The sequence below is a fragment of the Bacillus inaquosorum KCTC 13429 genome (assembly GCF_000332645.1).
Taxonomy (GTDB): domain Bacteria; phylum Bacillota; class Bacilli; order Bacillales; family Bacillaceae; genus Bacillus; species Bacillus inaquosorum.
Genome location: NZ_AMXN01000005.1, coordinates 1 through 23,326, shown reverse-complemented (window position 1 = coordinate 23,326; position 23,326 = coordinate 1). Strand labels below are relative to the sequence as shown.

General features: G+C 43.5%; 28 protein-coding genes. 19 read left to right on the top strand and 9 right to left on the bottom strand.

The features are described 5' to 3' along the window. The first annotated feature begins 85 nt into the window (after positions 1 to 85). Complete coding sequence (locus BSI_RS07580) at positions 86 to 670, top strand: nitroreductase family protein (protein WP_003239720.1); 585 nt, start codon at positions 86 to 88, stop codon at positions 668 to 670. A 38-nt stretch (positions 671 to 708) separates the two neighbouring features. Here BSI_RS07580 and BSI_RS07585 read toward each other — a convergent pair whose 3' ends face one another. The 3 genes from BSI_RS07585 to BSI_RS07595 form a co-directional block, all read right to left on the bottom strand. Next, a complete protein-coding gene (locus tag BSI_RS07585) occupies positions 709 to 900 on the bottom strand; it encodes a YfhD family protein (RefSeq protein WP_003239718.1) in 192 nt (63 codons plus the stop codon). Positions 901 to 966: 66 nt separating this feature from the next. Beyond that, the gene (locus tag BSI_RS07590) at positions 967 to 1,077 is read right to left on the bottom strand and encodes a YfhE family protein (protein ID WP_003223230.1); all 111 of its coding nucleotides are present in this window, start codon (positions 1,075 to 1,077) and stop codon (positions 967 to 969) included. 54 nt (positions 1,078 to 1,131) lie between these two features. Next, on the bottom strand, positions 1,132 to 2,043 hold the full coding sequence (locus tag BSI_RS07595) for a TIGR01777 family oxidoreductase (protein ID WP_003239716.1): 912 nt from the start codon (positions 2,041 to 2,043) through the stop codon (positions 1,132 to 1,134). Positions 2,044 to 2,131: 88 nt separating this feature from the next. Between BSI_RS07595 and recX the strand changes: the two genes are divergently transcribed. The 3 genes from recX (at position 2,132) to BSI_RS07610 (ending at position 4,583) form a co-directional block, all read left to right on the top strand. Then, the gene (gene recX / locus BSI_RS07600; RefSeq protein WP_003239714.1) at positions 2,132 to 2,923 is read left to right on the top strand and encodes a recombination regulator RecX; all 792 of its coding nucleotides are present in this window, start codon (positions 2,132 to 2,134) and stop codon (positions 2,921 to 2,923) included. 8 nt (positions 2,924 to 2,931) lie between these two features. Further along, positions 2,932 to 3,252, top strand: a complete 321-nt coding sequence (locus BSI_RS07605) for a YfhH family protein (protein ID WP_003239713.1) — start codon at positions 2,932 to 2,934, stop codon at positions 3,250 to 3,252. Between the two features lie 137 nt (positions 3,253 to 3,389). Further along, positions 3,390 to 4,583, top strand: a complete 1,194-nt coding sequence (locus BSI_RS07610; protein ID WP_003239711.1) for an MFS transporter — start codon at positions 3,390 to 3,392, stop codon at positions 4,581 to 4,583. A gap of 153 nt (positions 4,584 to 4,736) precedes the next feature. Here the strand turns inward: BSI_RS07610 and BSI_RS07615 are convergent, their stop codons facing one another. Next, on the bottom strand, positions 4,737 to 4,889 hold the full coding sequence (locus BSI_RS07615; protein ID WP_003223241.1) for a small, acid-soluble spore protein K: 153 nt from the start codon (positions 4,887 to 4,889) through the stop codon (positions 4,737 to 4,739). Between the two features lie 124 nt (positions 4,890 to 5,013). Here BSI_RS07615 and BSI_RS07620 point away from each other — a divergent pair, with 124 nt between their 5' ends. The 6 genes from BSI_RS07620 to BSI_RS07645 all read left to right on the top strand — a co-directional run bounded on the left by BSI_RS07620 (position 5,014) and on the right by BSI_RS07645 (position 11,089). Next, positions 5,014 to 5,283, top strand: coding sequence for a YfhJ family protein (locus BSI_RS07620; protein WP_003239709.1), 270 nt, complete (start codon positions 5,014 to 5,016; stop codon positions 5,281 to 5,283). 144 nt (positions 5,284 to 5,427) lie between these two features. Beyond that, positions 5,428 to 5,943: an SH3 domain-containing protein gene (locus tag BSI_RS07625; RefSeq protein WP_003239707.1), complete on the top strand. Its 516-nt coding sequence runs from the start codon at positions 5,428 to 5,430 to the stop codon at positions 5,941 to 5,943. An 87-nt stretch (positions 5,944 to 6,030) separates the two neighbouring features. Next, positions 6,031 to 6,363: an SdpC immunity protein SpdL gene (locus BSI_RS07630; RefSeq protein ID WP_003239704.1), complete on the top strand. Its 333-nt coding sequence runs from the start codon at positions 6,031 to 6,033 to the stop codon at positions 6,361 to 6,363. Then, positions 6,350 to 7,210: an alpha/beta fold hydrolase gene (locus BSI_RS07635; protein WP_003239703.1), complete on the top strand. Its 861-nt coding sequence runs from the start codon at positions 6,350 to 6,352 to the stop codon at positions 7,208 to 7,210. The genes BSI_RS07630 and BSI_RS07635 overlap by 14 nt, the downstream gene beginning before the upstream one ends. A gap of 232 nt (positions 7,211 to 7,442) precedes the next feature. After that, positions 7,443 to 8,432, top strand: a complete 990-nt coding sequence (locus BSI_RS07640; protein WP_003239699.1) for a glycosyltransferase family 2 protein — start codon at positions 7,443 to 7,445, stop codon at positions 8,430 to 8,432. A 71-nt stretch (positions 8,433 to 8,503) separates the two neighbouring features. Next, a complete protein-coding gene (locus BSI_RS07645; protein ID WP_003239697.1) occupies positions 8,504 to 11,089 on the top strand; it encodes a YfhO family protein in 2,586 nt (861 codons plus the stop codon). Here the strand turns inward: BSI_RS07645 and BSI_RS07650 are convergent. Continuing rightward, positions 11,082 to 12,065 carry a metal-dependent hydrolase gene (locus BSI_RS07650; protein WP_003239695.1) on the bottom strand — a complete coding sequence of 328 codons (984 nt, stop codon included), beginning with the start codon at positions 12,063 to 12,065 and terminating at the stop codon, positions 11,082 to 11,084. The genes BSI_RS07645 and BSI_RS07650 overlap by 8 nt on opposite strands. A 216-nt stretch (positions 12,066 to 12,281) precedes the next feature. Here BSI_RS07650 and mutY point away from each other — a divergent pair, with 216 nt between their 5' ends. Next, positions 12,282 to 13,391 (top strand): A/G-specific adenine glycosylase, encoded by a 1,110-nt coding sequence (gene mutY / locus BSI_RS07655; protein WP_003239693.1) that lies wholly within the window; start codon positions 12,282 to 12,284, stop codon positions 13,389 to 13,391. 6 nt (positions 13,392 to 13,397) lie between these two features. Here mutY and yfhS read toward each other — a convergent pair whose 3' ends face one another. Further along, positions 13,398 to 13,622: a mother cell protein YfhS gene (gene yfhS, locus BSI_RS07660; protein WP_003223257.1), complete on the bottom strand. Its 225-nt coding sequence runs from the start codon at positions 13,620 to 13,622 to the stop codon at positions 13,398 to 13,400. 82 nt (positions 13,623 to 13,704) lie between these two features. On the opposite strand from yfhS, the gene fabL reads away from it, so the two are divergent. The 5 genes from fabL (at position 13,705) to BSI_RS07685 (ending at position 17,718) form a co-directional block, all read left to right on the top strand. Further along, positions 13,705 to 14,457, top strand: a complete 753-nt coding sequence (gene fabL, locus BSI_RS07665) for an enoyl-[acyl-carrier-protein] reductase FabL (protein WP_003239690.1) — start codon at positions 13,705 to 13,707, stop codon at positions 14,455 to 14,457. A gap of 67 nt (positions 14,458 to 14,524) precedes the next feature. Next, on the top strand, positions 14,525 to 14,782 hold the full coding sequence (gene sspE, locus BSI_RS07670) for a gamma type acid-soluble spore protein SspE (protein ID WP_003239689.1): 258 nt from the start codon (positions 14,525 to 14,527) through the stop codon (positions 14,780 to 14,782). A 172-nt stretch (positions 14,783 to 14,954) separates the two neighbouring features. Further along, positions 14,955 to 15,215 carry a YgaB family protein gene (locus tag BSI_RS07675; RefSeq protein WP_003239687.1) on the top strand — a complete coding sequence of 87 codons (261 nt, stop codon included), beginning with the start codon at positions 14,955 to 14,957 and terminating at the stop codon, positions 15,213 to 15,215. 143 nt (positions 15,216 to 15,358) lie between these two features. Further along, positions 15,359 to 15,889, top strand: a complete 531-nt coding sequence (ntdP, locus tag BSI_RS07680) for a nucleoside tri-diphosphate phosphatase (RefSeq protein ID WP_003239685.1) — start codon at positions 15,359 to 15,361, stop codon at positions 15,887 to 15,889. An 86-nt stretch (positions 15,890 to 15,975) separates the two neighbouring features. Further along, on the top strand, positions 15,976 to 17,718 hold the full coding sequence (locus BSI_RS07685; RefSeq protein ID WP_003239683.1) for an ABC transporter ATP-binding protein: 1,743 nt from the start codon (positions 15,976 to 15,978) through the stop codon (positions 17,716 to 17,718). Positions 17,719 to 17,793: 75 nt separating this feature from the next. On the opposite strand, the gene BSI_RS07690 is transcribed toward BSI_RS07685, so the two are convergent. Both BSI_RS07690 and BSI_RS07695 read right to left on the bottom strand, forming a co-directional pair. Next, positions 17,794 to 18,855 carry an aromatic acid exporter family protein gene (locus BSI_RS07690; RefSeq protein WP_003239680.1) on the bottom strand — a complete coding sequence of 354 codons (1,062 nt, stop codon included), beginning with the start codon at positions 18,853 to 18,855 and terminating at the stop codon, positions 17,794 to 17,796. 219 nt (positions 18,856 to 19,074) lie between these two features. Further along, positions 19,075 to 20,364, bottom strand: a complete 1,290-nt coding sequence (locus BSI_RS07695) for a glutamate-1-semialdehyde 2,1-aminomutase (RefSeq protein ID WP_003239678.1) — start codon at positions 20,362 to 20,364, stop codon at positions 19,075 to 19,077. A 152-nt stretch (positions 20,365 to 20,516) separates the two neighbouring features. On the opposite strand from BSI_RS07695, the gene bcp reads away from it, so the two are divergent. Together bcp and perR are read left to right on the top strand one after the other, a co-directional pair. Beyond that, entirely contained in the window at positions 20,517 to 20,990 is a 474-nt protein-coding gene (gene bcp / locus BSI_RS07700; RefSeq protein WP_003239676.1) for a thioredoxin-dependent thiol peroxidase, read from the top strand. A 132-nt stretch (positions 20,991 to 21,122) separates the two neighbouring features. After that, entirely contained in the window at positions 21,123 to 21,560 is a 438-nt protein-coding gene (perR, locus tag BSI_RS07705) for a peroxide-responsive transcriptional repressor PerR (RefSeq protein WP_003223285.1), read from the top strand. 34 nt (positions 21,561 to 21,594) lie between these two features. On the opposite strand, the gene BSI_RS07710 is transcribed toward perR, so the two are convergent. Next, positions 21,595 to 21,948 (bottom strand): YgzB family protein, encoded by a 354-nt coding sequence (locus BSI_RS07710; protein WP_003239674.1) that lies wholly within the window; start codon positions 21,946 to 21,948, stop codon positions 21,595 to 21,597. A 207-nt stretch (positions 21,949 to 22,155) separates the two neighbouring features. Here BSI_RS07710 and BSI_RS07715 point away from each other — a divergent pair, with 207 nt between their 5' ends. After that, positions 22,156 to 23,040: a nucleotidyltransferase-like protein gene (locus tag BSI_RS07715; RefSeq protein ID WP_003239672.1), complete on the top strand. Its 885-nt coding sequence runs from the start codon at positions 22,156 to 22,158 to the stop codon at positions 23,038 to 23,040. Positions 23,041 to 23,326: the final 286 nt, after the last annotated feature.

Below are 23,326 nucleotides of genomic sequence, written 5' to 3'. Positions count from 1 at the left end.
ACTGATGATGGTTTACAAAAAGATGCACTTTCCGTTATTATTATGAATGATAATCATTTTCAATTGCTTAGGAAGGTGAGATGGTATGCCTCAATCCGAACAGATACATCAACATTCAGCACTGCGGGACATTATACGCAGCAGAAGATCGATTCGAAAATTTAAACAAGAGCCAGTGCCTTCAGCAGTCATTCTTGACATGCTTGAAACGGCAAAATATGCGCCAAATCACAGAGTGACAGAGCCATGGAGATTTATTTACGTTTCCAGTGAAACAGGAAAAGCAAACCTGATCAACACATTTGCGGCGTTCTCTAAGAAATCCAAGCCGGATCTGACAGAGGAAAAGCTTCAAAATTTCAAAAACACACTCGGACGTGTCCCAGGATTTTTGCTCGTCGTGTTTCAAGAAGATGAAAACGAAAGAGCGAGAGATGATGATTTTGCGGCAACCAGCTCATTGATCCAAAATCTTCAGCTTCTTGCCTGGGAAAAAGGAATCGGCATGGTTTGGAAAAGCGGAAAAATCCTTTACGACAAAGAAGTGCATCAGGCCTTTGGTTTACAGGATAATGAACGATTCGCCGCCATCATACAAACGGGCTATCCTGACGAAGCGCCGGAAGTAAAAGAACGCACGCCGATTCGTGAACGCTTCACCGACATGTAAAAAAACCCCTGTCTCAAACGGAGACAAGGGGTTTTTCATTAACGTTTTTTCTTTTGCGCTCTGTTGTCGGCTGCTTTTGCACGCTCTTGCGCTTCGCGGTCATCCGCGTCAGCAAGCTCGCTTGAATATTCTTCGTAAACGCCGTCTGTTTCCCTTTTTAATGCATCAGGAACTTGAGGAAGTTTTTGTTTGTTTTTATCACGGTTTTTGTGGATATGATTTCTGCCCATATCAAATTCCCCCTAAAAAGTGATATCAAACAAACATAGTATCTGGCTTTAAGGGGCTATGTATTCCTACTTCCGCTTAGCAGCTTTTTCCGCTTTTTTAAATTCGCCTGAATAAAGCACTTCCTGCATTTTCTTCAGGTTGGCTCCTTGCTGATGCTTCTCCCTCTTCTTTTCCATAAAAAGGACCTCCTTCAACCATGTTATTCTTAAGGTTGACGCTTCCTTCCGTTTTTATACAGCCTTTCGGTCCGTTATCAGCTGTGAGAGTGCGAATTCAAGATCCGAATATGTAAAACGAAATCCAGAGGTCATCGCTTTTTTAGGCAGAGCGCGCTGCCCTTTCACAATCAGAAGACTCATTTCACCCAATGCTTTTGATAAAAAGAATTCCGGAACAGGGAGCCAGTGCGGGCGATGCTTCACCCTTGCAATCGTTTTTCCGAATTGCTCCATTTCTACAGGATTGGGCGCGGTGACATTCATTGAACCTGAGATGCCGGCGTTTTCCATCGCATAACAGATCAACTGGGCTGCGTCCTCGACATGAATCCATGACAGCCACTGTCTGCCTGTTCCGATCGTGCCGCCGGCCAGAAGCTTATAGGGAAGAACCATAAGCGGAAGAGCGCCTTTTTCTCCAAGCATCACGCCAAATCTCGCATAAACCGTCCGGATGCCCATCGCCTCAATTTTCTGTCCTTCCTTTTCCCACATATGTGCAGTATGGCTGAGAAAATCCTCATCTGACGTCGCGGAATCCTCTGTAAAGGTTTTTTCAAGACTTGTGCCGTAAATGCCCACCGCACTGGCCTGGATCAGCGCTTTCGGTTTTTCCTTCTGTTTTTGAATAAGCCGCTGCACTTCACGCGTCGTATTGATACGGCTGGAGAGAATTTGCTGCTTCGTTTTTTCTGTCCAGCGGCCAAAAATCGATTTTCCCGCAAGATTTACCCAGACATCTATATGAGGAAGTTCCTGCTCAGGCGCGGCTCCTTCTGTCAGCCATTGGACATATGTGATATTTTTTTGTTCAGTTTCCCTTGCGTTTCTTGATAAAATATAAACATGGTGTCCCTGGCGGGTAAGAATGCCTGTCAGATGCTGGCCGAGAAAACCGGTTCCGCCCGTCATTGCGATATTCATGATTATCTCTCCTCATCGTTCTAATAAATATACTTTACCTCATTTTAATGAAAGAAAACGCGTTTCAGGCCTGAGAAGGGAGATTAAGATGCCATTTATTACAAAAATATCAACGCAAAAAAAGAATACGGAACGGTTCAATATTTTTCTGGATGAAAAATACGCCTTCAGCGTGGACGCGGACGTGCTCGTGAAATTTGAGCTCGAAAAGGGAAAAGAGCTTGATGACCTTGACATCATTGAGATTCAATACGGCGATGAAGTGAAGAAAGGCTTCAACCGTGCGCTTGAATTTTTATCCTACCGAATGAGGTCAACGAAAGAGGTTGAGGACCACTTAAAGAAAAAAGAAACCTCGGCGCCCGTCATTGCGGAAGTCATCCATAAGCTCAACGACTATAAGTACTTAAACGACCAGGAATTTGCCGCAGCCTATGTCAGCACCCACAAAAAAACGAATGGAAAAGGCCCTGACGTTTTGTTCAGAGAGCTGAGAGCGAAGGGGATCGACGACGATACAATTAAGGAGGCGCTAAGTTCCTTTTCCTTTGAGGATCAGACCAGAGAAGCGGTCAAGCATGTTGAAAAGCTTCTCAAAAAAGATAAAAAACTTTCGACAAAAGAACTCAAACAGCGCGCCCAGATGCAGCTTCAGCGCAAGGGTTTCTCATTTGATGTCATCAGCGCGGCGCTGGAGCAGATTGAATATGAAAATGATGAAGACACAGAGAAAGAAGCGCTGCGCCTTCATGCGGAAAAAGCGTTTAGAAAATACCGCTATGACGGCTCATATGAAAGCGCCATGAAGGTCAAACAATTTTTATTCCGTAAAGGATTCTCACTCGATTTAATCGAGCAATTTCTGCAGGAAGAGGAGTAGCTGAAAAAATGGAGAAACGATACAGTCAAATGACACCGCACGAACTCAATACCGAAATTGCATCACTTTCTGAAAAAGCAAGAAAAGCCGAACAGCATGGAATCATAAACGAACTGGCAGTGCTCGAACGGAAAATTACGATGGCAAAAGCATATTTGCTGAATCCGGAAGAATTCTCACCGGGAGAAACGTATCGTGTGGAAGACTCTGAAGACGAGTTTACCATCAGCTATTTAAATGGCGTTTTCGCTTGGGGGTACAGAACCTCGTCTCCTCATCAAGAGGAAGCGCTGCCAATCTCAGTATTGCAAGAAAAGAAGCAAGCGTAACAGGGAGGCTGAATATCAGCCTCTTTTTTATATGCAGCACATTTACACGAAATCTTAAAGAAAAAATCATTGAATTCACTCCAAAAATCTTTTAAGATGAAACTCGTTGTTTTTTAAAATCAAAGGAGGCGATGACGTTGAGTATCAAAAACCCCTCTGTAAAATTCATTATATTTGTTCTTATGATTTGTACATTTTCAATCGGATACACAGAATACGCGGTGATGGGTATTTTGACGTCGATTGCCAATGACTTTCATATACAGGTTTCATCTGCAGGGCTTCTTGTCACGGCCTATGCGGCAAGCGTCTGTTTGACTGGCCCGATCGTCACCATCATTTCCGTCAAGCTTCCGAGAAAGCCTGTGCTGCTTGGATTGATGGCGGTTTTTATCCTTTCCAACCTGATGAGCGCGCTGGCGCCGAATTTTGCGGTATTGGCCGTCTCAAGAATCTTATCTGCGTCCATTCACGGCGCTTTCTTCGCGATTGCCATGGTATTCGCGAGTGAAATGGTTCCGCCGGAAAAGCGTGCCGCAGCTGCTGCATCAATGAACGGCGGGCTGACAGTGGCTCTGATGCTTGGTGTTCCATTCGGCTCTTATCTAGGAGATGTCCTGAATTGGAGAGCGGTATTTTCTATCATTACCGCACTTGGTGTCATCGGATTCTTAGGCCTCATGGCTGCCGTGCCGAACAGAAAACCAAAAGTGATCCCAATGCTTATGAATGAGTGGGGAGTATTTAAACACAAACAAGTGCTGTATTCCTTCGCGATTACGATTTTAGGCTATTCCGGCGTCTTTATCGCCTACACCTTTATCGAACCGATTTTGAGACATTCAGCGGGATTCAGCACGGTCGGCATTACAGGCGCTCTCTTTGCGTATGGCTTGGGAGGCGTTGCAGGGAATTTCTTTGCGGGAAAAGTGCCGCTTCCTTTGCTGACTCGGACGATGATCGGCGTGATGATCGGTTTGATCGGTGTTCTGGCCGTATTTCCTTACATCGCCATTTACCCGGCCGCAGCTATTGTTGCAACGTTCTTATTCGGAGCATGCGCATTCGGCACGCCGCCTCTGCTGCAAACGAAGGTTATTTCCTCATCTGAGAGCGGCACAACCATTGCCGCGGCTGTCAGCGTATCAGCGTTTAACCTTGCTAATGCACTCGGTGCGTGGATCGGCGGAATGATTCTAAGCGGAACAGGTTCTTATTCCTGGCTGTTTGCAGGCGGAGCGCTTATGACCGCATGCGGACTCGTGCTTTCTACCTTCGCACATGTATCAGAAAAGAAGAGCATCTATGAGTATCAAGTCAATAAAGGGTAAAAAACAGCTGCAGCGTATGCAGCTGTTCAAATTGTCGACAAAACCCTAAAGCGGTTCTCGCTTTAGGGTTTTGTCATCTTTTCAGCGTGATTGAAAACCCTTGAAGTCTAGGAAGGCCGAGCATCGGAGCACAGCGCATGCAGCTGTTCTTCTTTACCGTTTGCCGGAGGCTCTCATTCTTTCTTGAGGATGCTGATTGATTGATCCGTCAGCACGCTTTGAAGCATAGTCGTCCTTTGCTCTCGGTTCACCCTGAAATTTGTTTTCGTTTTCGTAAGGAAATCCTTTTTCTTTATTTCGGACCATGTCATTTCCCCCTAGGTTCGAGATCAAAAAGTTGCGTCTTTCCAGATGAAGACGTAAGGTTAGTATATGGAGAACAGCACGTTTTAAAGCGTCATTTTTTTCCTGAAGAAAGGAGACTGCACACATGAATACGTACATTGAGAAACTGACAAATCTGCTTCTGGAAAAGAACGATATGATCAGCTATATACAGGCAAAAACATGGGTGGAATTGCTATGGAGCGATTTCGAAGCAACCTATGCAAAAGCGGGACATGCCTATCAGGGTGAAAAGATGACCGAAAAAATCGTCACACAATGGATCGAAAACTATGGCGGTCAGCTCCACCTTTTCCAAAGCTCCCGTGACGACGTAAATGATTACTTAAACCAAAGCAGAGGCCTTTTGCATTAAAAAACCTGCCGTTAGCATCCGGCAGGTTTTTTCATTTCCTTAAAATTACCTTAACAGGCAGAAAAAATAAACAAAACGTGTTTCAACCATCGGTCAATCAGGGAATACCACTTATATCTTGTCAAATGCGAGGAGGAGCTTTATATGAAAAAGAAACAAGTATTGCTCGCTTTAACAGCTGCCGCAGGACTGGGTTTGACAGCAACTTATTCCGCCCCCGCAGCAAAAGCTGCGCCCCTTCACAACATATCTGTCAGCATGCCATCATCCGATTCTTACATCATAAAAGCAGGAAAACTGAATGTCCGGACTGAGCCAAATCATAAAGGTGACATTCTCGGCACTATATCATCAGAACAAAAAGTCACAGTCAATGGATTCGCAAATGCCGATTGGGCTCAAATACAATTCAAAGGAAAAAAAGCATATATTTCAACACACTTCTTAATGAAAACCGCAAGCCAAGCGAAAACAGAGAAACAGACAGCCTTCTATGCACCGACACCCGAAAACGGAAAAGCCAAACAGCTCTCTTCCGGAACAGAGGTGACAATACTCGGATGGGGGTTCAGTGAAAACGGCGGATTTGACTTTACCTGGGCATTCGTTGATTACGGCGGAGTCAAAGGCTATATTCACACAAAGGACTTACAAATATGATAAAAAGGCAGGCCGAGGCTTGTCTTTTTGCCTGGATATGAAACATTTCTTCTTTCTGCACGTAACAATGAGAAAGGGGATGATGATATGGCTGGTTTAATCAGCGGAGGGCTCATGGTCATTGCGGGTATACTGATCAAACTGTTTCCTCCCAAATCCATCAACAGTGTGTACGGATACAGAACGAGACGCTCAATGTCAGATCAAAGATTATGGAATGAAGCGAACCGTTACAGTGCATCATTGATGATCATGTCGGGCTTGGTGATTGCGGCGTTGGGTTTGCTGCTGAGATCAAACTTGATCATTCTTCAGCTGATCCTGCTGCTTGCCGCCTGTGTCATCACGTTTATGCTAACGGAGAAAAGGCTGAAAAACATGACGCACAGTCAAGGGGGAGATATGAGTGGACGGAGTTAATTGCCAGTTTGTCAAAACAAACGGAATCACGCTCCACGTTGCAGCCGCAGGGCCGGAGGACGGCCCGTTAATTGTCCTGCTCCACGGATTTCCTGAGTTTTGGTACGGCTGGAAAAATCAAATCAAACCGCTCGCCGATGCGGGGTATCGTGTCATTGCTCCTGATCAGCGAGGCTACAATCTCAGTGATAAACCGGACGGTATTGATGCCTATCGGATTGATACATTAAGAGATGATATCATCGGGCTTATTACGCAATTCACAGATGAAAAAGCAATAGTCATCGGGCATGACTGGGGAGGAGCTGTCGCATGGCATTTGGCGTCCACACGCCCGGAATATATTGAAAAGCTGATCGCCATCAACATCCCGCACCCGCACATCATGAAAACCGTAACGCCGGTTTATCCGCCGCAATGGCTAAAAAGCTCGTATATCGCATTTTTCCAGCTTCCCGACATACCGGAGGCATCACTAAAGGAAAATGATTATGAAACATTAGACAAAGCGATTGGATTATCGATCCGTCCTGAGCTTTTTTCGTCTGAGGATGTCAGCAAGTACAAAGAAGCGTGGAAACAGCCCGGTGCGCTGACAGCTATGCTGAACTGGTACAGAGCCCTCAGAAAAGGAAGCCTTTCAGAGAAAACCACTTGCGAAACAGTACCCTACCGAATGATCTGGGGAATGGAGGACCGCTTTTTAAGCAAAAAGCTTGCGAAAGAAACGGAAAGGCATTGCCCGAATGGACATCTCATTTTTGTTGATGAGGCTTCACATTGGATTAACCACGAAAAACCTGCCATCGTCAATCAACTTATTTTGGAATATCTTAAAAAACAATAAGTCAGATTTTCTCTCCATTCGTCTGTCATAATGGCAGACTTTTTCTGTGCGTTTTTTTTCATACTCTGTTTTAAACATGACAAAATAACATTAAAAATCATGAATGTCACCATAAAAATGTAACAAAAAACAGGTTTAAACGACTTTAAAAAAAGGAATAGCCTTACTGAAGATTTGTGTGAAACTCCCCTAAGGCAATACTTAAAAAGAATAATAAAAAGAAGGTGCCTTAATGAAGCAAGGATTAATCTCGATTATTATCCCGTCTTACAATGAAGGATATAATGTCAAACTCATTCATGAATCTTTGAAAAAGGAATTCAAGAGCATTCATTATGATTATGAAATTTTCTTCATAAACGACGGAAGTGTTGATGACACGCTTCAGCAGATCAAAGACTTGGCAGCCGTATGCAGCCGGGTAAAATACATTTCTTTTTCTCGAAACTTCGGAAAAGAAGCCGCGATTCTGGCGGGCTTTGAGCATGTTCAAGGCGAGGCGGTTATTGTAATGGACGCCGATCTGCAGCATCCGACCTATTTGCTGAAGGATTTTATCAAAGGCTATGAAGAAGGCTATGATCAAGTCATTGCCCAAAGGAACAGAAAAGGGGACAGCCCTGTCCGCTCACTCTTGTCATCTCTGTATTACAAGTTCATCAATAAAGCGGTGGAGGTTGATTTGCGTGATGGTGTCGGAGACTTTCGGCTGTTAAGCCGCCAAGCCGTGAACGCCCTTTTGAAGCTGAGCGAAGGCAATCGCTTCTCAAAAGGTCTGTTTTGCTGGATTGGCTTCGATCAGAAAATTGTGTTTTATGAAAATGTCGAACGAAAAAACGGCACATCCAAATGGTCATTCAGCAGTTTGTTTAACTACGGAATGGACGGTGTCGTTTCATTTAATCATAAGCCGCTGAGAATATGCTTTTATACCGGCATTTTCATTTTGCTGCTTTCCATCATTTATATCATTGCCACATTCGTTAAAATTCTGACTAACGGCATTTCTGTGCCCGGATATTTCACTATCATCTCAGCAGTGTTATTTCTCGGCGGAGTGCAGCTGTTAAGCCTCGGAATTATAGGCGAATATATCGGCCGAATCTATTATGAAACAAAAAAACGCCCGCATTATTTGATTAAAGAAGCGAATATCCCGAACAAAGACCTGCCTGAAACGAACGAATTGAAAAGCGTGCGGCGTCTGACAAAAATGCACTGAAATCACCAAGCGCCATTGGCAGTGCTTTTTTTGCGTGTCTACCATTTCAAAAGCAAGACTGGAGAAATTATATGAAAAGAAAATATGTCATGATCTATGCGGCCAGTCTGCTGGCATCCGTTCTGGCACATGCTTTTTTTGTGAAAGAATGGACGGACAGCAGATATATGACAGGTCCAGGAGACGGGCTTGCGCAAATGATCGTATTTAAAAAATTACTATTTGAACAATATACCCACGGGAATTTTTTCTACAATTATTCATTCGGACTCGGCGGCGGCACATTCAGTCAGCTTGGCTATTATTTTTCTGTTTCCTTTCTTTTTCTTGCGGTATCCGCCGCCGTCTGGCTTCTTCAAGCCGTTCAGCTGATTGGAGAAGCGAATACGCTTTTTTGGGCGGAGTCAGCTGTTTTTATCAGTATTTTCAAACTGAGCGTGATCATCTTTACGGCCGCTTCTGTTTTTCACTATATTCTCAAACATAGAGCGGCGTCGTTCACGGGGGCTGTTTTATACGGTGTCTCGATCATTTATTTCCGCCACGAAGCGTATTGGGAATTTTTCACCGATACAATGATTTGGCTTCCGCTGCTTGTGCTCGGAGCAGAAAAAATCATTAGAGAGAGGCGTCCGGCATGGTTTATCATTGCGTGCTCGCTCACATTAATCAACAATTTTTACTTTGCATACATAAACCTCATATTCATCGGAATCTACGTGCTGTTCAGATGGCTGATAAGGCTGGACGAGCACGAAGAGAAAAGATGGATTCAATGCAGAATGTTTTTGGTTTCAGGGATCATTTCTTTCGGCATCAGTGCGGCGGCGTTTGTGCCGGTAGTATACGGTTTTTTAAACAACCTGCGCCCTCCGTACAGCCAGAAAATAGAGTGGCTCAATTTCGACGATAATATCTTATTTTCGAGCCGGATCATTATTTTGCCGGCAGCCTTTCTGCTGTTTTTGTTTATTGTTTCTTTTTACAAAAACCGCGTGTTTCGACTCTTTGCCGGATTGAGCCTGCTGTTTATTCTTCTTCATTTCAGTCCGTATGCGGCAAGCGTATTTAACGGCTTTTCCGCCCCTCAAAACCGATTTGAATATGTTCTGGCCTTCACGATTGCTGGAGCAGCTGCGGCAGGCCTGTCACAGCTGTCTGAACTGAAACGGAAAGAACTGCTCCCGGCTGCCGCGGTTGTCCTTCTTCTTTACTTGTATCATATCCAAAGGTATGAACTGGATATATGGAAGCCTGCGAATGAAAGCATTCTATTGCTTTTATTCCTGACCATCGCTGCCTTGTTTGCAGTAGCTTTTGCAAAAAAACGGGCAACGGTGGCTGTGTACGGTGTGATCATTCTATCTTCGTTGTTTGTCGCCAACACCTATCAAAAATACACACTCTCAGAAGGCGGCGGCCTGGACAGTGTAACAAAAGCATATCTCACGGGTGAGGAATACAAAGGGCAAGAATCAGCTGAGCTCATCAAACGTTTACAGAAGGAAGACGATGATCCGCTCATGAGAATCGACTGGATGAACGGGGTCCGCAATAATACGCCAATTATTTATGGGTTTAATGGCTTCAGCGCCTATTCCAGCATTTTAAACAAACATCTGCTGACCTTCTATTGGAATGACTTGAGCATCGATATGGGAAGGGAAAGCGTCAGTCGTTATGCGTCATTGGGAGACAGGGCGAATTTGTACAGTCTGCTTTACGGCAAATATTATCTGACGGAAAAAACAAACGAAGCCAATGTCCCGTACGGCTTCAAAAAGCATTTGGAATCGGAGCATTATGTCGTTTATGAAAATCAATACATGCTTCCTTTCATCAAAACAGCCGATGCCATATACAGCGAAAGTGAGCTGGACAAATTGCCTGCTCTTGCGAAAGAACAGGCAATGCTGAAAGGAATTGTAGTAGCGGATCCATCGGAGAAAACGGAGCAGGCACCAAAACTGGCCAATCTGATTCCCAAGTCTGACATCTCCGCAAAACATGCCCAGTATCAAAACGGACTGCTTACTGTAACTGGAGAAAACGGAGGAGAACTGATCATCACTCCGAAAGAGGCTTCATCCGCTCCGGGAGACTACTATGTCAGCTTTTATTTGAAAAGCAAAGCAAAAGACAAAGGATTTACGTTAAAGGTAAATGATTATGCCACAACGAGGAAATCGAACCAATCGATTTATAAAACCGGAGTAAATGATATAACGATCAGAGTGCCTAAATCAGGCCATATCTCAATCAAACTTCCGAAAGGAACGTATGAGCTGAGAAACATAGCGCTCTATGAAGAAAATTACCAAACGCTGAAAAGCGCAGCGCTGCAAAATAAAACAGACAAAGCAGACAATCTGAAATGGGATAAAAATAAGCTGACGTTCGCATATCGTCTTCCAAAAAATCAGTACATCATGCTTCCGATCCCCTATGAAAAAGGCTGGGAGCTGAAGATCAACGGGAAACCACAGACGATTGAAAAAGCGGATTATGCTTTCATAGGCTTTAGGGCGCAAAAGGGAGACAATCACATTGAACTGGCCTACTATCCGCCATACTTCAAAATATCGGCGCTCATATCTCTCGTCAGTCTGCTGCTTGCTGTCTTATATATAAGACGAAAAAAGCCCGGCTCTAAATAGAGCCGAGCTTTAATTTTTTCTGAAGCTTTTCTTCGCTGAATATCCATCCTGTATAGGATGAGCGAATCGTGAGATCATGGCCGATATGAACGATGGCCACAAACGGATAATGGCCTTTGCTCCGATAACGCAGGTCAATAAATCTCACCTCATAATGGTCTTTGAACGTATCCACTTCCCACCGGTAAACCGGAGAAAATGAAAGAAACGCTGCAATGTTATCATCCTGCTTTGCCGCTTGCATCACTTCGGTTTCAGGAACTGGCACCCGATTAAACGTATCCAGAATGACTACATGCCCTTCCATGCTTCTTCCTACATAGAAAGCATGGGCTGTCGTCACGGCGATCCGCCATTGCCTGAATTTCATCGTCGGTGAAATAATAATGCTTTCGATCTCATCATGAATCATCTCATGAAGCTTTCGTTTAATTCTCAGCTGCATGATCAGGCGCACCATATAATAGCCAGCCAATATGATATATAAGCTGAGAAACGTGATGCCGGGACTGCCGCCCGCGTACCAAATCGCGATAGCCGCCAGATGGCTGATAAAAATAAATGGATCAAACGTATTAATCAGCCCGAGCGCAACCCATTTTTTCGAAAACGGACGTATCGCTTGTGTTCCGTACGCATTGAAAATATCAACAAAGACATGCAGAACGACTGCCAGTAGCGTCCACAGCCACAGGTGCAGAAAATCGGCCTGCGGATAAAATAAATACAGAATCGCCGGAATGATGACAGACCAAAACAAAACGGCGGGAATTGAATGGGTAAATCCTCTGTGATTTCTTATATAAACAGCATTATTTTTAAGCTTTAACACAGTATCAATATCCGGAGCCTGAGAGCCAGCAAGCGTTGCGATCATAACAGCGTGAGCCATTGCCGGATCTGCTCCGACAACAGGGTCAAGCGTCGCAATACCGCCTAGTGCGATGCCCATCACGACATGTGTGCCCGTATCCATAGGTGACCTCCTTGCAGAATTGTCCTGCACATTCACTTTTGTAAGATATTCCCCATTTTCATATACCCGATTTTTAAACCGATTCAATCTTTCTCATATGTTTCCGCTTTTTCTTTACTTCTATTTAATGTAACATATTATCGTACTGTGCCCTTAGTGTACAACAAAAAACAGTCTAAAGAAAAGCGGGGCGCGAAAGACTGGGGAGAAACACATATGAACGTACTTGAAGACAAATTAAAACAAAAAGACATACAGCAATTTCGCGATGATTTAATCTCATGGTTCGAACGAGAGCAGCGCATTCTGCCGTGGAGAGAGGACCAAGATCCATATAAAGTGTGGGTATCTGAAGTGATGCTGCAGCAAACGAGAGTAGAGACAGTGATTCCTTACTTTCTGCGGTTTGTGGAACAATTCCCGACAGTAGAAGCGCTCGCTGATGCTGATGAAGAAAAAGTGCTGAAAGCATGGGAAGGGCTCGGCTATTATTCGCGAGTCAGAAACCTGCAAAGCGCGGTAAAAGAAGTGAAACAGGAATACGGGGGCATTGTTCCTCCAGACGAGAAAGAATTTGGCGGCTTAAAAGGTGTCGGCCCTTATACAAAGGGAGCTGTGCTCAGCATCGCCTACAATAAACCCATTCCCGCGGTTGACGGAAATGTGATGCGTGTCATGTCCAGAATTCTTTCCATTTGGGATGATATTGCCAAACCAAAAACAAGAACGATCTTTGAAGATGCAGTCCGTGCATTTATTTCAAAAGAAAAACCATCTGAATTCAATCAAGGCCTGATGGAACTTGGAGCCTTGATCTGTACGCCGAAATCGCCTTCATGCCTGCTATGCCCGGTTCAGCAGCATTGCTCAGCATTTGAAGAGGGCACTGAACGGGAGCTTCCGGTAAAAAGCAAAAAGAAAAAGCCCGGGATCAAAACAATGGCCGCGATCGTACTGACTGATGAAGACGGACAAGTGTATATACACAAACGGCCGTCAAAGGGTTTGCTCGCCAACCTGTGGGAATTCCCTAATCTCGAAACACAAAAAGGGATCAAAACCGAGCGTGAACAGCTCACTGCATTTTTAGAAAACGAATGCGGGATACAAGCTGATATCAGTGATCTGCAAGGTGTAGTCGAGCATGTTTTCACCCACCTGGTATGGAATATTTCTGTGTTTTTCGGTAAAGTAAAACAAGTGTCGGATACCTCAGAGCTGAAAAAAGTAACGAAAGAAGAGCTCGAACAATTTGCGTTCCCGGTGTCACATCAAAAAATCTGGAAGATGGCAGTGGAAGCAGCCGTATACTCGGCCGCTCCGTAAACATTCTTAATCGTAGGAGACGCGCGTGCCGTGGCTGTAGTCTGCTTCATTGCGCTTCATTCCGCCGCGCGCTTCAATTTCTTGCGTTAATTCCCGGTATTTTGATTGGCCTTCTTCGTTCAAATAAGGCATAATTTGCTGAAAGGCATGATGAAAATAGGCGAGTTCACTGTTTTTCCAATCTTCTTTGGAAACCATGTTTAATTCGCTCATATCACGTCCGACATACATAACAGAAGACCCCCTTTTAAGTTCTTGCCATTATTGTTTGTGGAAATAAAAGAACTATACGCTACAAGGAGATGAGGAAAAAATGGAACAAAATAAATGCGCACTCGTAACAGGAAGCAGCCGCGGTGTCGGAAAAGCGGCAGCGCTTAGACTTGCTGAGAATGGCTATAACATCGTTATTAACTATGCACGCAGCAAAAAAGCCGCTTTGGAAACAGCGGAAGAAATCGAAAAGCTTGGCGTCAAAGTGCTTGTCGTTAAAGCAAACGTAGGACAGCCTGCAAAAATCAAAGAAATGTTTCAGCAAATTGAAGAAACGTTCGGCAGACTTGATGTTTTTGTCAATAATGCCGCTTCAGGCGTTCTGAGACCTGTCATGGAATTAGAAGAAACACACTGGGACTGGACGATGAACATTAATGCGAAAGCATTGCTTTTCTGCGCTCAGGAAGCTGCCAAGCTAATGGAAAAGAACGGAGGCGGGCATATCGTCAGCATCAGTTCATTAGGTTCTATCCGCTACCTTGAAAACTACACGACAGTTGGCGTATCAAAAGCCGCATTAGAAGCTTTAACCCGTTATCTTGCGGTTGAGCTCTCACCAAAACAAATTATCGTCAATGCCGTTTCAGGCGGAGCGATTGACACTGATGCGCTCAAACACTTCCCGAACAGAGAGGATCTGCTTGAGGATGCGCGTCAAAACACGCCGGCGGGACGCATGGTCGAAATTAAAGACATGGTTGATACTGTTGAATTTCTAGTGTCTTCCAAGGCTGACATGATCCGCGGACAGACAATTATCGTTGACGGCGGACGCTCACTGCTCGTTTAAAAATTTTAAAAAAGAGGAATAGCCATACGATCACCTGCACATTCTAATGACCGTGGAGGTGATAACAATGGCTAACTCAAATAATTCAAGCAAAACTAACGCTCAACAAGTTAGAAAACAAAACCAACAATCAGCTGCTGGTCAAGGTCAATTTGGCACTGAATTTGCTAGCGAAACAAACGCTCAGCAAGTCAAAAAACAAAACCAGCAATCAGCTGCTGGCCAACAAGGTCAATTCGGCACTGAATTCGCTAGTGAAACTGACGCACAGCAGGTAAGACAGCAAAACCAATCTGCTGAGCAAAACAAACAACAAAACAGCTAATCACTGAAACAGAAAAAAGCACTTCATCTTCGGGTGGAAGTGCTTTTTTCTGTTTGAAAAACGACAAAACTTGTGAAAGGTCTACAGAATGAGTCAAAGGGTTTGCTTTATTGAGATCGAAATGATTAAAGGAGGAAACGTTTATACTTTCACCAGGCTGAAGGAGGAACCGATGACGGAATTTGAAAAGCTGGTAAGTGAACAGATGAAAACGATGGACAAGCTTCTCGATCTCCAATCAGAGCTCGACCGCTGCAAACAAATTGAAGCAGAACTCCGGCATTTGGAAAGGGATGCAAGGCTGCTCGGAATTCAGAATGAAATTGCGGTAAAACGGAAACATCTTGCCGATATACAGGATATGTTTCAAAAGCAGACAGAGCAGGTGATTCGTTCTTATCGCAGCTCAGAAAAGCCGTCTTCCTTTGTGTAGAGCAGGAATGTGCCATTCCCCGGCCGGAATGGCTCTTTTATTTTCATTTTTCAATTTGTAACGTTATAATAGGTAAAAGACGTTGTCGGTAAGCAAATTTGGACATACTAACTGTAGGGCTTTATAGAAAGTAGGGGAGAAATATGGGCTATCCCAAGGAAGGAGAAACCATTCAAATTCACAGCTATAAGCACAACGGGCTGATTCACAGAATTTGGAATGAGACAACAATCTTAAAAAGTACAGAAATGTGTGTCATCGGAGCCAATGACCGGACGATGGTAACCGAATCAGACGGCCGGACATGGATAACCAGAGAGCCCGCAATCTGTTATTTTCACGCAAGACAATGGTTTAATGTCATCGGGATGCTGAGGGAAGACGGGGTTCATTACTATTGCAACATCAGTTCACCGTTTGCCTATGATGGCGAAGCAATTAAATATATTGATTATGACTTAGATGTTAAGGTTTTTCCTGACATGACCTACAATATTCTCGATGAAGACGAATATGATGATCATCGGAAATCCATGAATTATCCAAAAGAAATCGACAGTATTTTAAGAGACTACTTAAACACGCTGCTCCATTGGATTCACCAGCGGCAGGGACCGTTTGCGCCCGAGTTTGTCGATATGTGGTATGAACGGTATTTGCGCTATACAAAATAATGGTTACGTAAAAACCTGTTGCGGGGTACAACAGGTTTTTCACATGGGCTCACACACATCATGATAAAGAGAGAGGGGGAATCAACGTGGGGGTTATGAAACGCTACATGCAATTCGTCAAACCTTATAAGAAGCAAATTTTCGTCACAGTATTAATTGGGATCGTAAAATTCTCCATTCCGCTTGCTCTCCCATTGCTTCTGAAGTACGTAGTAGACGACATTATTCAAGGAGGCGGCACGGCCAATGACAAAACAACGTCATTGTTCACCATTATGGCGATCATGTTCGCCTTATTTTTAATTTTGCGCCCGCCTGTAGAATATTATCGGCAATATTTTGCCCAGTGGACAGCCAGCAAGGTGCTCTATGATATAAGAGCTAAGTTGTTTGACCATATACAGAAGCTGAGCCTTCGTTTTTATGCGAATACGAGAACAGGGGAAGTCATTTCCCGAGTGATCAATGATGTGGAACAAACAAAGGATTTTGTCATCACAGGCCTAATGAATATATGGCTCGATATGCTGACGATTTTGATTGTGATTTCTATCATGCTGACACTTGACATTAAATTAACACTGATCTCTATCGTTTTATTTCCATTATACGGCATATCAGTGAAGTATTTTTACGGCCGTTTAAGAAGGCTGACAAGGGAGCGCTCGCAGGCGCTTGCTCAAGTGCAGGGGCATTTGCACGAGCGCATTCAAGGCATGCCGGTTATCAGAAGCTTTGCGATAGAAGATCATGAACAGGCTCATTTTAATGAGAAAAACAGCCATTTCTTAGATAAAGCCATCCGTCACACGAATTGGAATGCCAAAACCTTTGCAGTCGTCAATACCATTACAGATTTGGCGCCGCTCATCGTGATTGCGTGCGCCGGCTATTTTGTCATTAATGGACCGCTGACAGTCGGAACAATGGTCGCGTTTGTCGGATATATTGATAGAATGTACAACCCTGTTAGAAGGCTGATTAATTCGTCTACAACATTGACACAGTCAATCGCATCAATGGACAGGGTGTTTGAATTTATTGACGAGCCATATGAACTCACTGACAAACCAAATGCCATTAAGGCCGATCAGATACGCGGAGAAGTGGAATTTCAAAACGTTTCGTTTCAATATGAGAAGGAAAAAGAAAACATTCTCCATGATGTCTCTTTAAAAGTAAATAAAGGAGAAACTGTAGCTCTCGTCGGCATGAGTGGAGGAGGCAAATCAACACTCGTCAGCCTGATCCCGAGATTTTATGATGTGACAACCGGCAGATTGCTGATTGACGGGACAGATATTCGCGATTATGAAGCGAGAAGCCTTCGCAACCAGGTTGGCATGGTGCTTCAGGATACCTTTTTATTCAGTGAAACGATTCGGGAAAATATCGCAATCGGCAAACCTGATGCCACGCTTGAAGAGATTATCGAAGCCGCCAAAGCTGCCAATGCCCATGAATTTATTATGGGTTTTCCTGAAGGGTATGAGACCCGGGTGGGAGAAAGAGGCGTTAAGCTGTCAGGTGGACAAAAGCAGCGAATCTCAATCGCGCGGGTATTTCTGAAAAATCCGCCGCTCCTCATTTTAGATGAAGCGACATCAGCTCTTGATTTGGAAAGTGAGCATTACATTCAAGAAGCGATGGACAAACTGGCGAAGGACAGAACAACTTTTGTTGTCGCCCACCGCTTATCGACCATCACACATGCGGATAAGATTGTTGTCATGGAAAACGGCACAATCATTGAAGTCGGAACCCATGATGAACTCATGGACTATGACAGTCAGTACAAGCACTTATTTACCATTCAAAACTTGAGCTGAACATCAATCTTATATCCTTTTAACGAAGGATATAAGATTTTTTTGTATATAAAAAAACCCGGCTGTTCAACCGGGTTACTCTTCTGTTTCTATTTCGCAGTCTTTCGGATGATACGTTTGAAAACTTGTGATGAGCGTTTCTAAATGTTCGAGCTGCTCGCGATATTCTACGGCACTTGCCATAATATTGAGCATGTTGTAATCAATAAGCTCATCATCCGTGTTTTGCTGATTTTTCAAAAATGACTTTGTTAAAAGCTGCTTATATCGAATGCCTTCTTCATCCGCGTCATCATGTGGCTTGATTTTGCCGACAAACCGCATCAAAATCCGTTCATGCCAGTACAGCAGGTAATCAAGCTCTTCGGTCAGTGTTTCCTGAAATTCTTCCGGCATATGATAGATGTCGTTTTCCAGACGATGCAGCTTCTTCAGTGTATCAAGCGCCCGGTTTGCAGTGATAATGGCCTGTCTGAACAGGACAAGCTTTCTTGATTTCACATAGGTCGTTTTCTTAAAGTAACTTCTTTCTTCTTTATATAGAAGATAAGTCTGATCAAGCTTGATCATTTTTTCTTTCAGTTTTTCAATATCTTCTTTCAAAATCGAATGCTCTGTTGACTGCCGCATGGACAGCCTGATCCACTTCATAATTTCTTCTGTGTTTTCGACCGTATTATGAATCAGCTTTGTTTCATACTTAGGAGGCAAAAACACAAGGTTAACGATAAAGGAAGAAAGCACCCCTAAGATGACTGTGCTTGTTCTGACCAGGGCGAACATTAAAAAGTCGTCACCGGCAGATTCTAATATCGCAATAACTGTTACAAGTGCAATCGAAATTGTATGTTCAATTTTAAGTTTCAGCATGATTGTAATGACAATAACTGCTGTCAACCCGATCATAATCGGGCTGGGTCCGAAAATAAGGCCGAACACTGTGGCAATCACAGCTCCGATAATATTTGCCTGAACCTGATCAATAATAATGAGAAAAGAGCGGTAAATCGACGGCTGAATCGCAAATATCGCTGCAATTCCAGCAAAAATCGGCGCGGGAAGCCCGATCCACGAAGCCAAATAAAGGGCGAGTGTAATCGCAATCCCGGTTTTGAAAATGCGGGCACCAAGTTTCATTGGTTTGTGCGTGCATTCCTTTCTATAGTAAATTGTGTGACATAGCAAATGGGCTAATCCTTAAAATTCCCGGTTAGTTTATTTGCTAAACAATTAAGTAATATACAGGGATCGATACAAATATTCAAGCTATTTTTCAAGAAAAAGACCAAAATCTTACACGCTGTTCAAATGAATAAAAAAACAGGAGCTTTATGCTCCTGTTCAGGGTGTCCGATTCTAGTTTTTAAGATGTTTAAAAGCATCCTCGACCGCTACAAGCGTGTCTTTAATATCCTGCTCTGTGTGTGCTGTTGTAATAAACCAGGCTTCATATTTAGAAGGTGCTAAATTAATTCCGCGTTCCAGCATCAGCTTGAAAAACTTAGCGAATGTTTCTCCGTCACTGCGTTCAGCCTGCTCGTAATTTTCGACTTTCTCATCAGAGAAATAAACTGTGAGTGCGCCTTTTAACCGGTTGACGGTAATCGTGATGCCGTGTGTTTCTGCGTGCTGTAAAATGCCTTCCTCCAGCATAGCGCCAAGATGATCAAGCTTTTCATACACGCCCTCCTCTTTGAGCACTTCCAGACAAGCGATGCCTGATAGGATGGAAGCGGGATTCCCGGCCATTGTTCCAGCTTGGTAAGCCGGTCCAAGCGGAGCTACCTGCTCCATGATTTCTTTTTTACCGCCATAGGCGCCGATCGGAAGTCCGCCGCCGATAATTTTTCCGAGAGCTGTTAAATCAGGTTTAACCTGTAAGAGATCCTGTGCGCCGCCATACATAAAGCGGAAAGCTGTAATGACTTCATCGTAAATAACGAGAGCACCCGCATCGTGTGTCAATTCATTTACTTTTTCTAAGAAGCCCTCTTTCGGCTCAACAATTCCGAAGTTGCCGACAATCGGTTCAACGAGAACCGCCGCGATCTCACTGCCCCATTTATCAAGGGCCGCTTTATAGCTTTCGATATCATTAAATGGAACTGTGATCACTTCGTTTGCAATGCTTTTTGGTACACCGGCTGAATCTGGTGTGCCGAGAGTAGACGGGCCAGAGCCGGCGGCGACAAGCACAAGATCTGAATGTCCGTGATAACAGCCTGCGAATTTAATGATTTTTGTCCGGCCTGTATATGCGCGAGCCACTCGGATGGTCGTCATAACAGCTTCTGTTCCCGAATTAACGAATCTTACTTTGTCCATAGCAGGAATGGCTTCTTTGAGCATCTTTGCAAATGTAACCTCATGTTTCGTCGGTGTTCCATACAATACACCGTTCTCTGCTGCTTTTTTAATCGCTTCTGTAATATGCGGGTGGGCATGTCCGGTAATGATCGGACCATACGCCGCTAAATAATCGATGTATTTGTTGCCGTCCACATCCCAAAAATAAGCGCCGTTTGCTTTTTCCATTGCGACGGGAGAACCGCCGCCGACCGCTTTATATGATCTAGACGGGCTGTTTACACCGCCGACAATGTGCTCTAATGCCTCATTGTGAAGTTCAATTGATTTTGTATGCAAGAATAAAAACCTCCTATATCTCCATGCGTCCTTTCTATTGTAGCATGCTTCCAAACAAGAACAATGGATTCAGGCTCAAGTTGCAGGGACGATAGTTGTAATCTGGACAAGAATTGGATACGCTTAATAAAAAAACACTCGGAGGTAACGTAATGACGATAGAAATCGGACAAAAAGCGCCTGATCTTGAGTTAAAAGGCGATCATGGGGAAACAGTAACATTATCGGATTATAAAGGAAAGTATATCGTGCTTTACTTTTATCCAAAAGACATGACACCGGGATGCACAACTGAGGCATGCGATTTTCGGGACAGCCACGAAAGCTTCGCTGAACTGGATGCCGTTATTATCGGCGTCAGCCCGGACAGCCAGGAAAAGCACGGAAAATTTAAAGAGAAGCATAACCTTCCTTTTCTGCTTCTTGTTGATGACGAACACAAACTGGCGGAAGCGTTTGACGTATGGAAGCTAAAGAAGAACTTCGGAAAAGAATATATGGGAATTGAGCGCTCTACTTTTCTGATTGACAAAGAAGGCCGGCTCGTTAAAGAATGGAGAAAGGTAAGAGTGAAAGACCATGTAGCCGAAGCGCTTCAAACCCTCAAAGATATGTCGGAAAAGTAAATTCGTCTCTCAGCCTCAAATGATATGCTTACTTTTGCCCTAATATCAATTGACAAATTATCGTAAAAAGAGTTACACTAATTATAAACATTACAATGTAAGAATTTTTTTTAGAAGAGAGGTGCATGACGGATGGCTGCACATGAACTAAAAGAAGCCTTAGAAACGTTGAAGGAAACCGGAGTTCGCATTACTCCTCAACGTCATGCGATTCTGGAATATCTCGTTAACTCTATGGCTCATCCAACAGCGGACGATATATATAAAGCTCTGGAAGGGAAATTTCCTAACATGAGCGTAGCGACGGTATATAACAATTTGCGTGTGTTCCGGGAATCCGGTTTGGTGAAGGAGCTCACATACGGCGATGCTTCAAGCAGATTCGACTTTGTCACATCCGATCACTATCACGCGATTTGTGAAAACTGCGGTAAAATTGTGGACTTCCACTACCCGGGCCTTGACGAAGTGGAGCAGCTGGCTGCCCATGTCACGGGTTTTAAAGTAAGCCACCATCGTTTAGAAATTTACGGCGTCTGCCAAGAGTGTTCGAAAAAAGAGAACCATTAAAAATAAGCTGACCGCACGAAACGGTCAGCTTATTTTATTTGGACATTTTCTTTTTATTATAAGACTCATCAAATTCTTTTCCTTCTAATCCCTTATCTAAAGTCAGCGGCTCTCTGCAATGCATGCACATATCTACTCTTCCTAAAACCTTTGTCTCTTTTTCGCAGCTCGGACATATAACGCGAACCGCTTTGGTCGAAAGCATTCCGATCCAAAAGTAAACAACCGTACTGAGACCGATGGATAAAAGCCCAAGTATCATAAACAAACTAGAAAGCAAAACTGACTCTTTGAAAAAGATCCCGATGTACATAATGATAAACCCAACGAAAACCAAACTTAACGCAAATGTTCTGATTTTATTAATTTTGCTGGAGTATTTCGCCATGTCCATCCCCCTCTGATTTAACTATAGCACAAACCCAATGGGATTTTCTTCATGTTTTCGATCGAACTGGAATTTACATATGGAGACTTACTGTGAAATTGTTTATAATAGTTCAATGTGTTTAGAAAAAAGGAATTTCGTTTTAACCATAGAATTGAATCAAATAGAGAATAAAAAAATTTGAACAATTGCATTGGAGGAATAGTGATGGATAATCTTCTCCGTCCAATTTACCAAGAAAGAGCAAGTCATCCCAATACATTGGCTGTCATTATGGTTGAGAGAAGAAACAAAACATCTTCCTTAACAGATAACTTTGATGCTGCTCTGCTGGTAATTGTAAAGGAGGCTGACGAGCCTGTTTTTATAAAGCATTATGAATTTGATCAAAAAACAGCTTCTTTGCATGTGGTAACAGATTCTCAGATTCAAGAATGGATTTTGCTCGGGACAAATAGAAGAATCATAGATTGGATTGTAAATGGCAGAGTCATGTTTGACCGTAATGAATACATTGCCGAGCTGATTGACAGGCTGAATACATTTCCGTTTGCCGAACGCAAACTGAAGATCGGACTCGAATACGGCAAATTAATCAGAAGATATGTTGAAGGAAAAGCTTTTTTTGAAGCGAATCAATTTTTAGATGCCTACAACGCGGTTGTTCATGCATTGCATCATTTAGCGCGTATTGAAGTAATCGATAGGGGATTTCACCCGGAAACAACGGTATGGAGCCAAGTGCGCCAGATGGAGCCCCAAGTGTACAAATTATATTCCGAGCTGATTGAAAGTCATGAGAGCTTGGAAAAAAGACTCGAATTATTATTCTTAGCAAATGATTTTCTCATCCATTCCAAAGCTGAGATCGGTTCAGCACATCTTTTCGAAGTAATGAAAGGAAAAGACATTTGGCAATTTGGTGAGCTTCTTCAGCATCCTGACTTAAAGCACTATACCCAAGACCTTGGCGTTATGCTTGATTACCTGACGGAAAAGGGACTTATCAACGTTTGCCAGATAGAAACGAAAGGACAGGCTGTCTATCACCGAGGATATTTTTTTAAAAAAGATGTTGACTCTGATTCTTGACCATGTTATATTATTAAACGTCGCTGATGCGCTTCTGAAAAAAACAAGCTCACAGCGGCGGAGAAATAAATAAAAAAACATTTGACAAAAGAAAGTCGAAATGTTATATTAATAAAGTCGCTTCAACAAGAAGCGAAAATGATCTTTGAAAACTAAACAAGACAAAACGTACCTGTTAATTCATTTTTAAATAAATCGCACAGCGATGTGCGTAGTCAGTCAAACTACTTTATGCAGGATGCAGGTCACACAGGTGAGGACGAACGCTGCGGCGTGCCTAATCTGT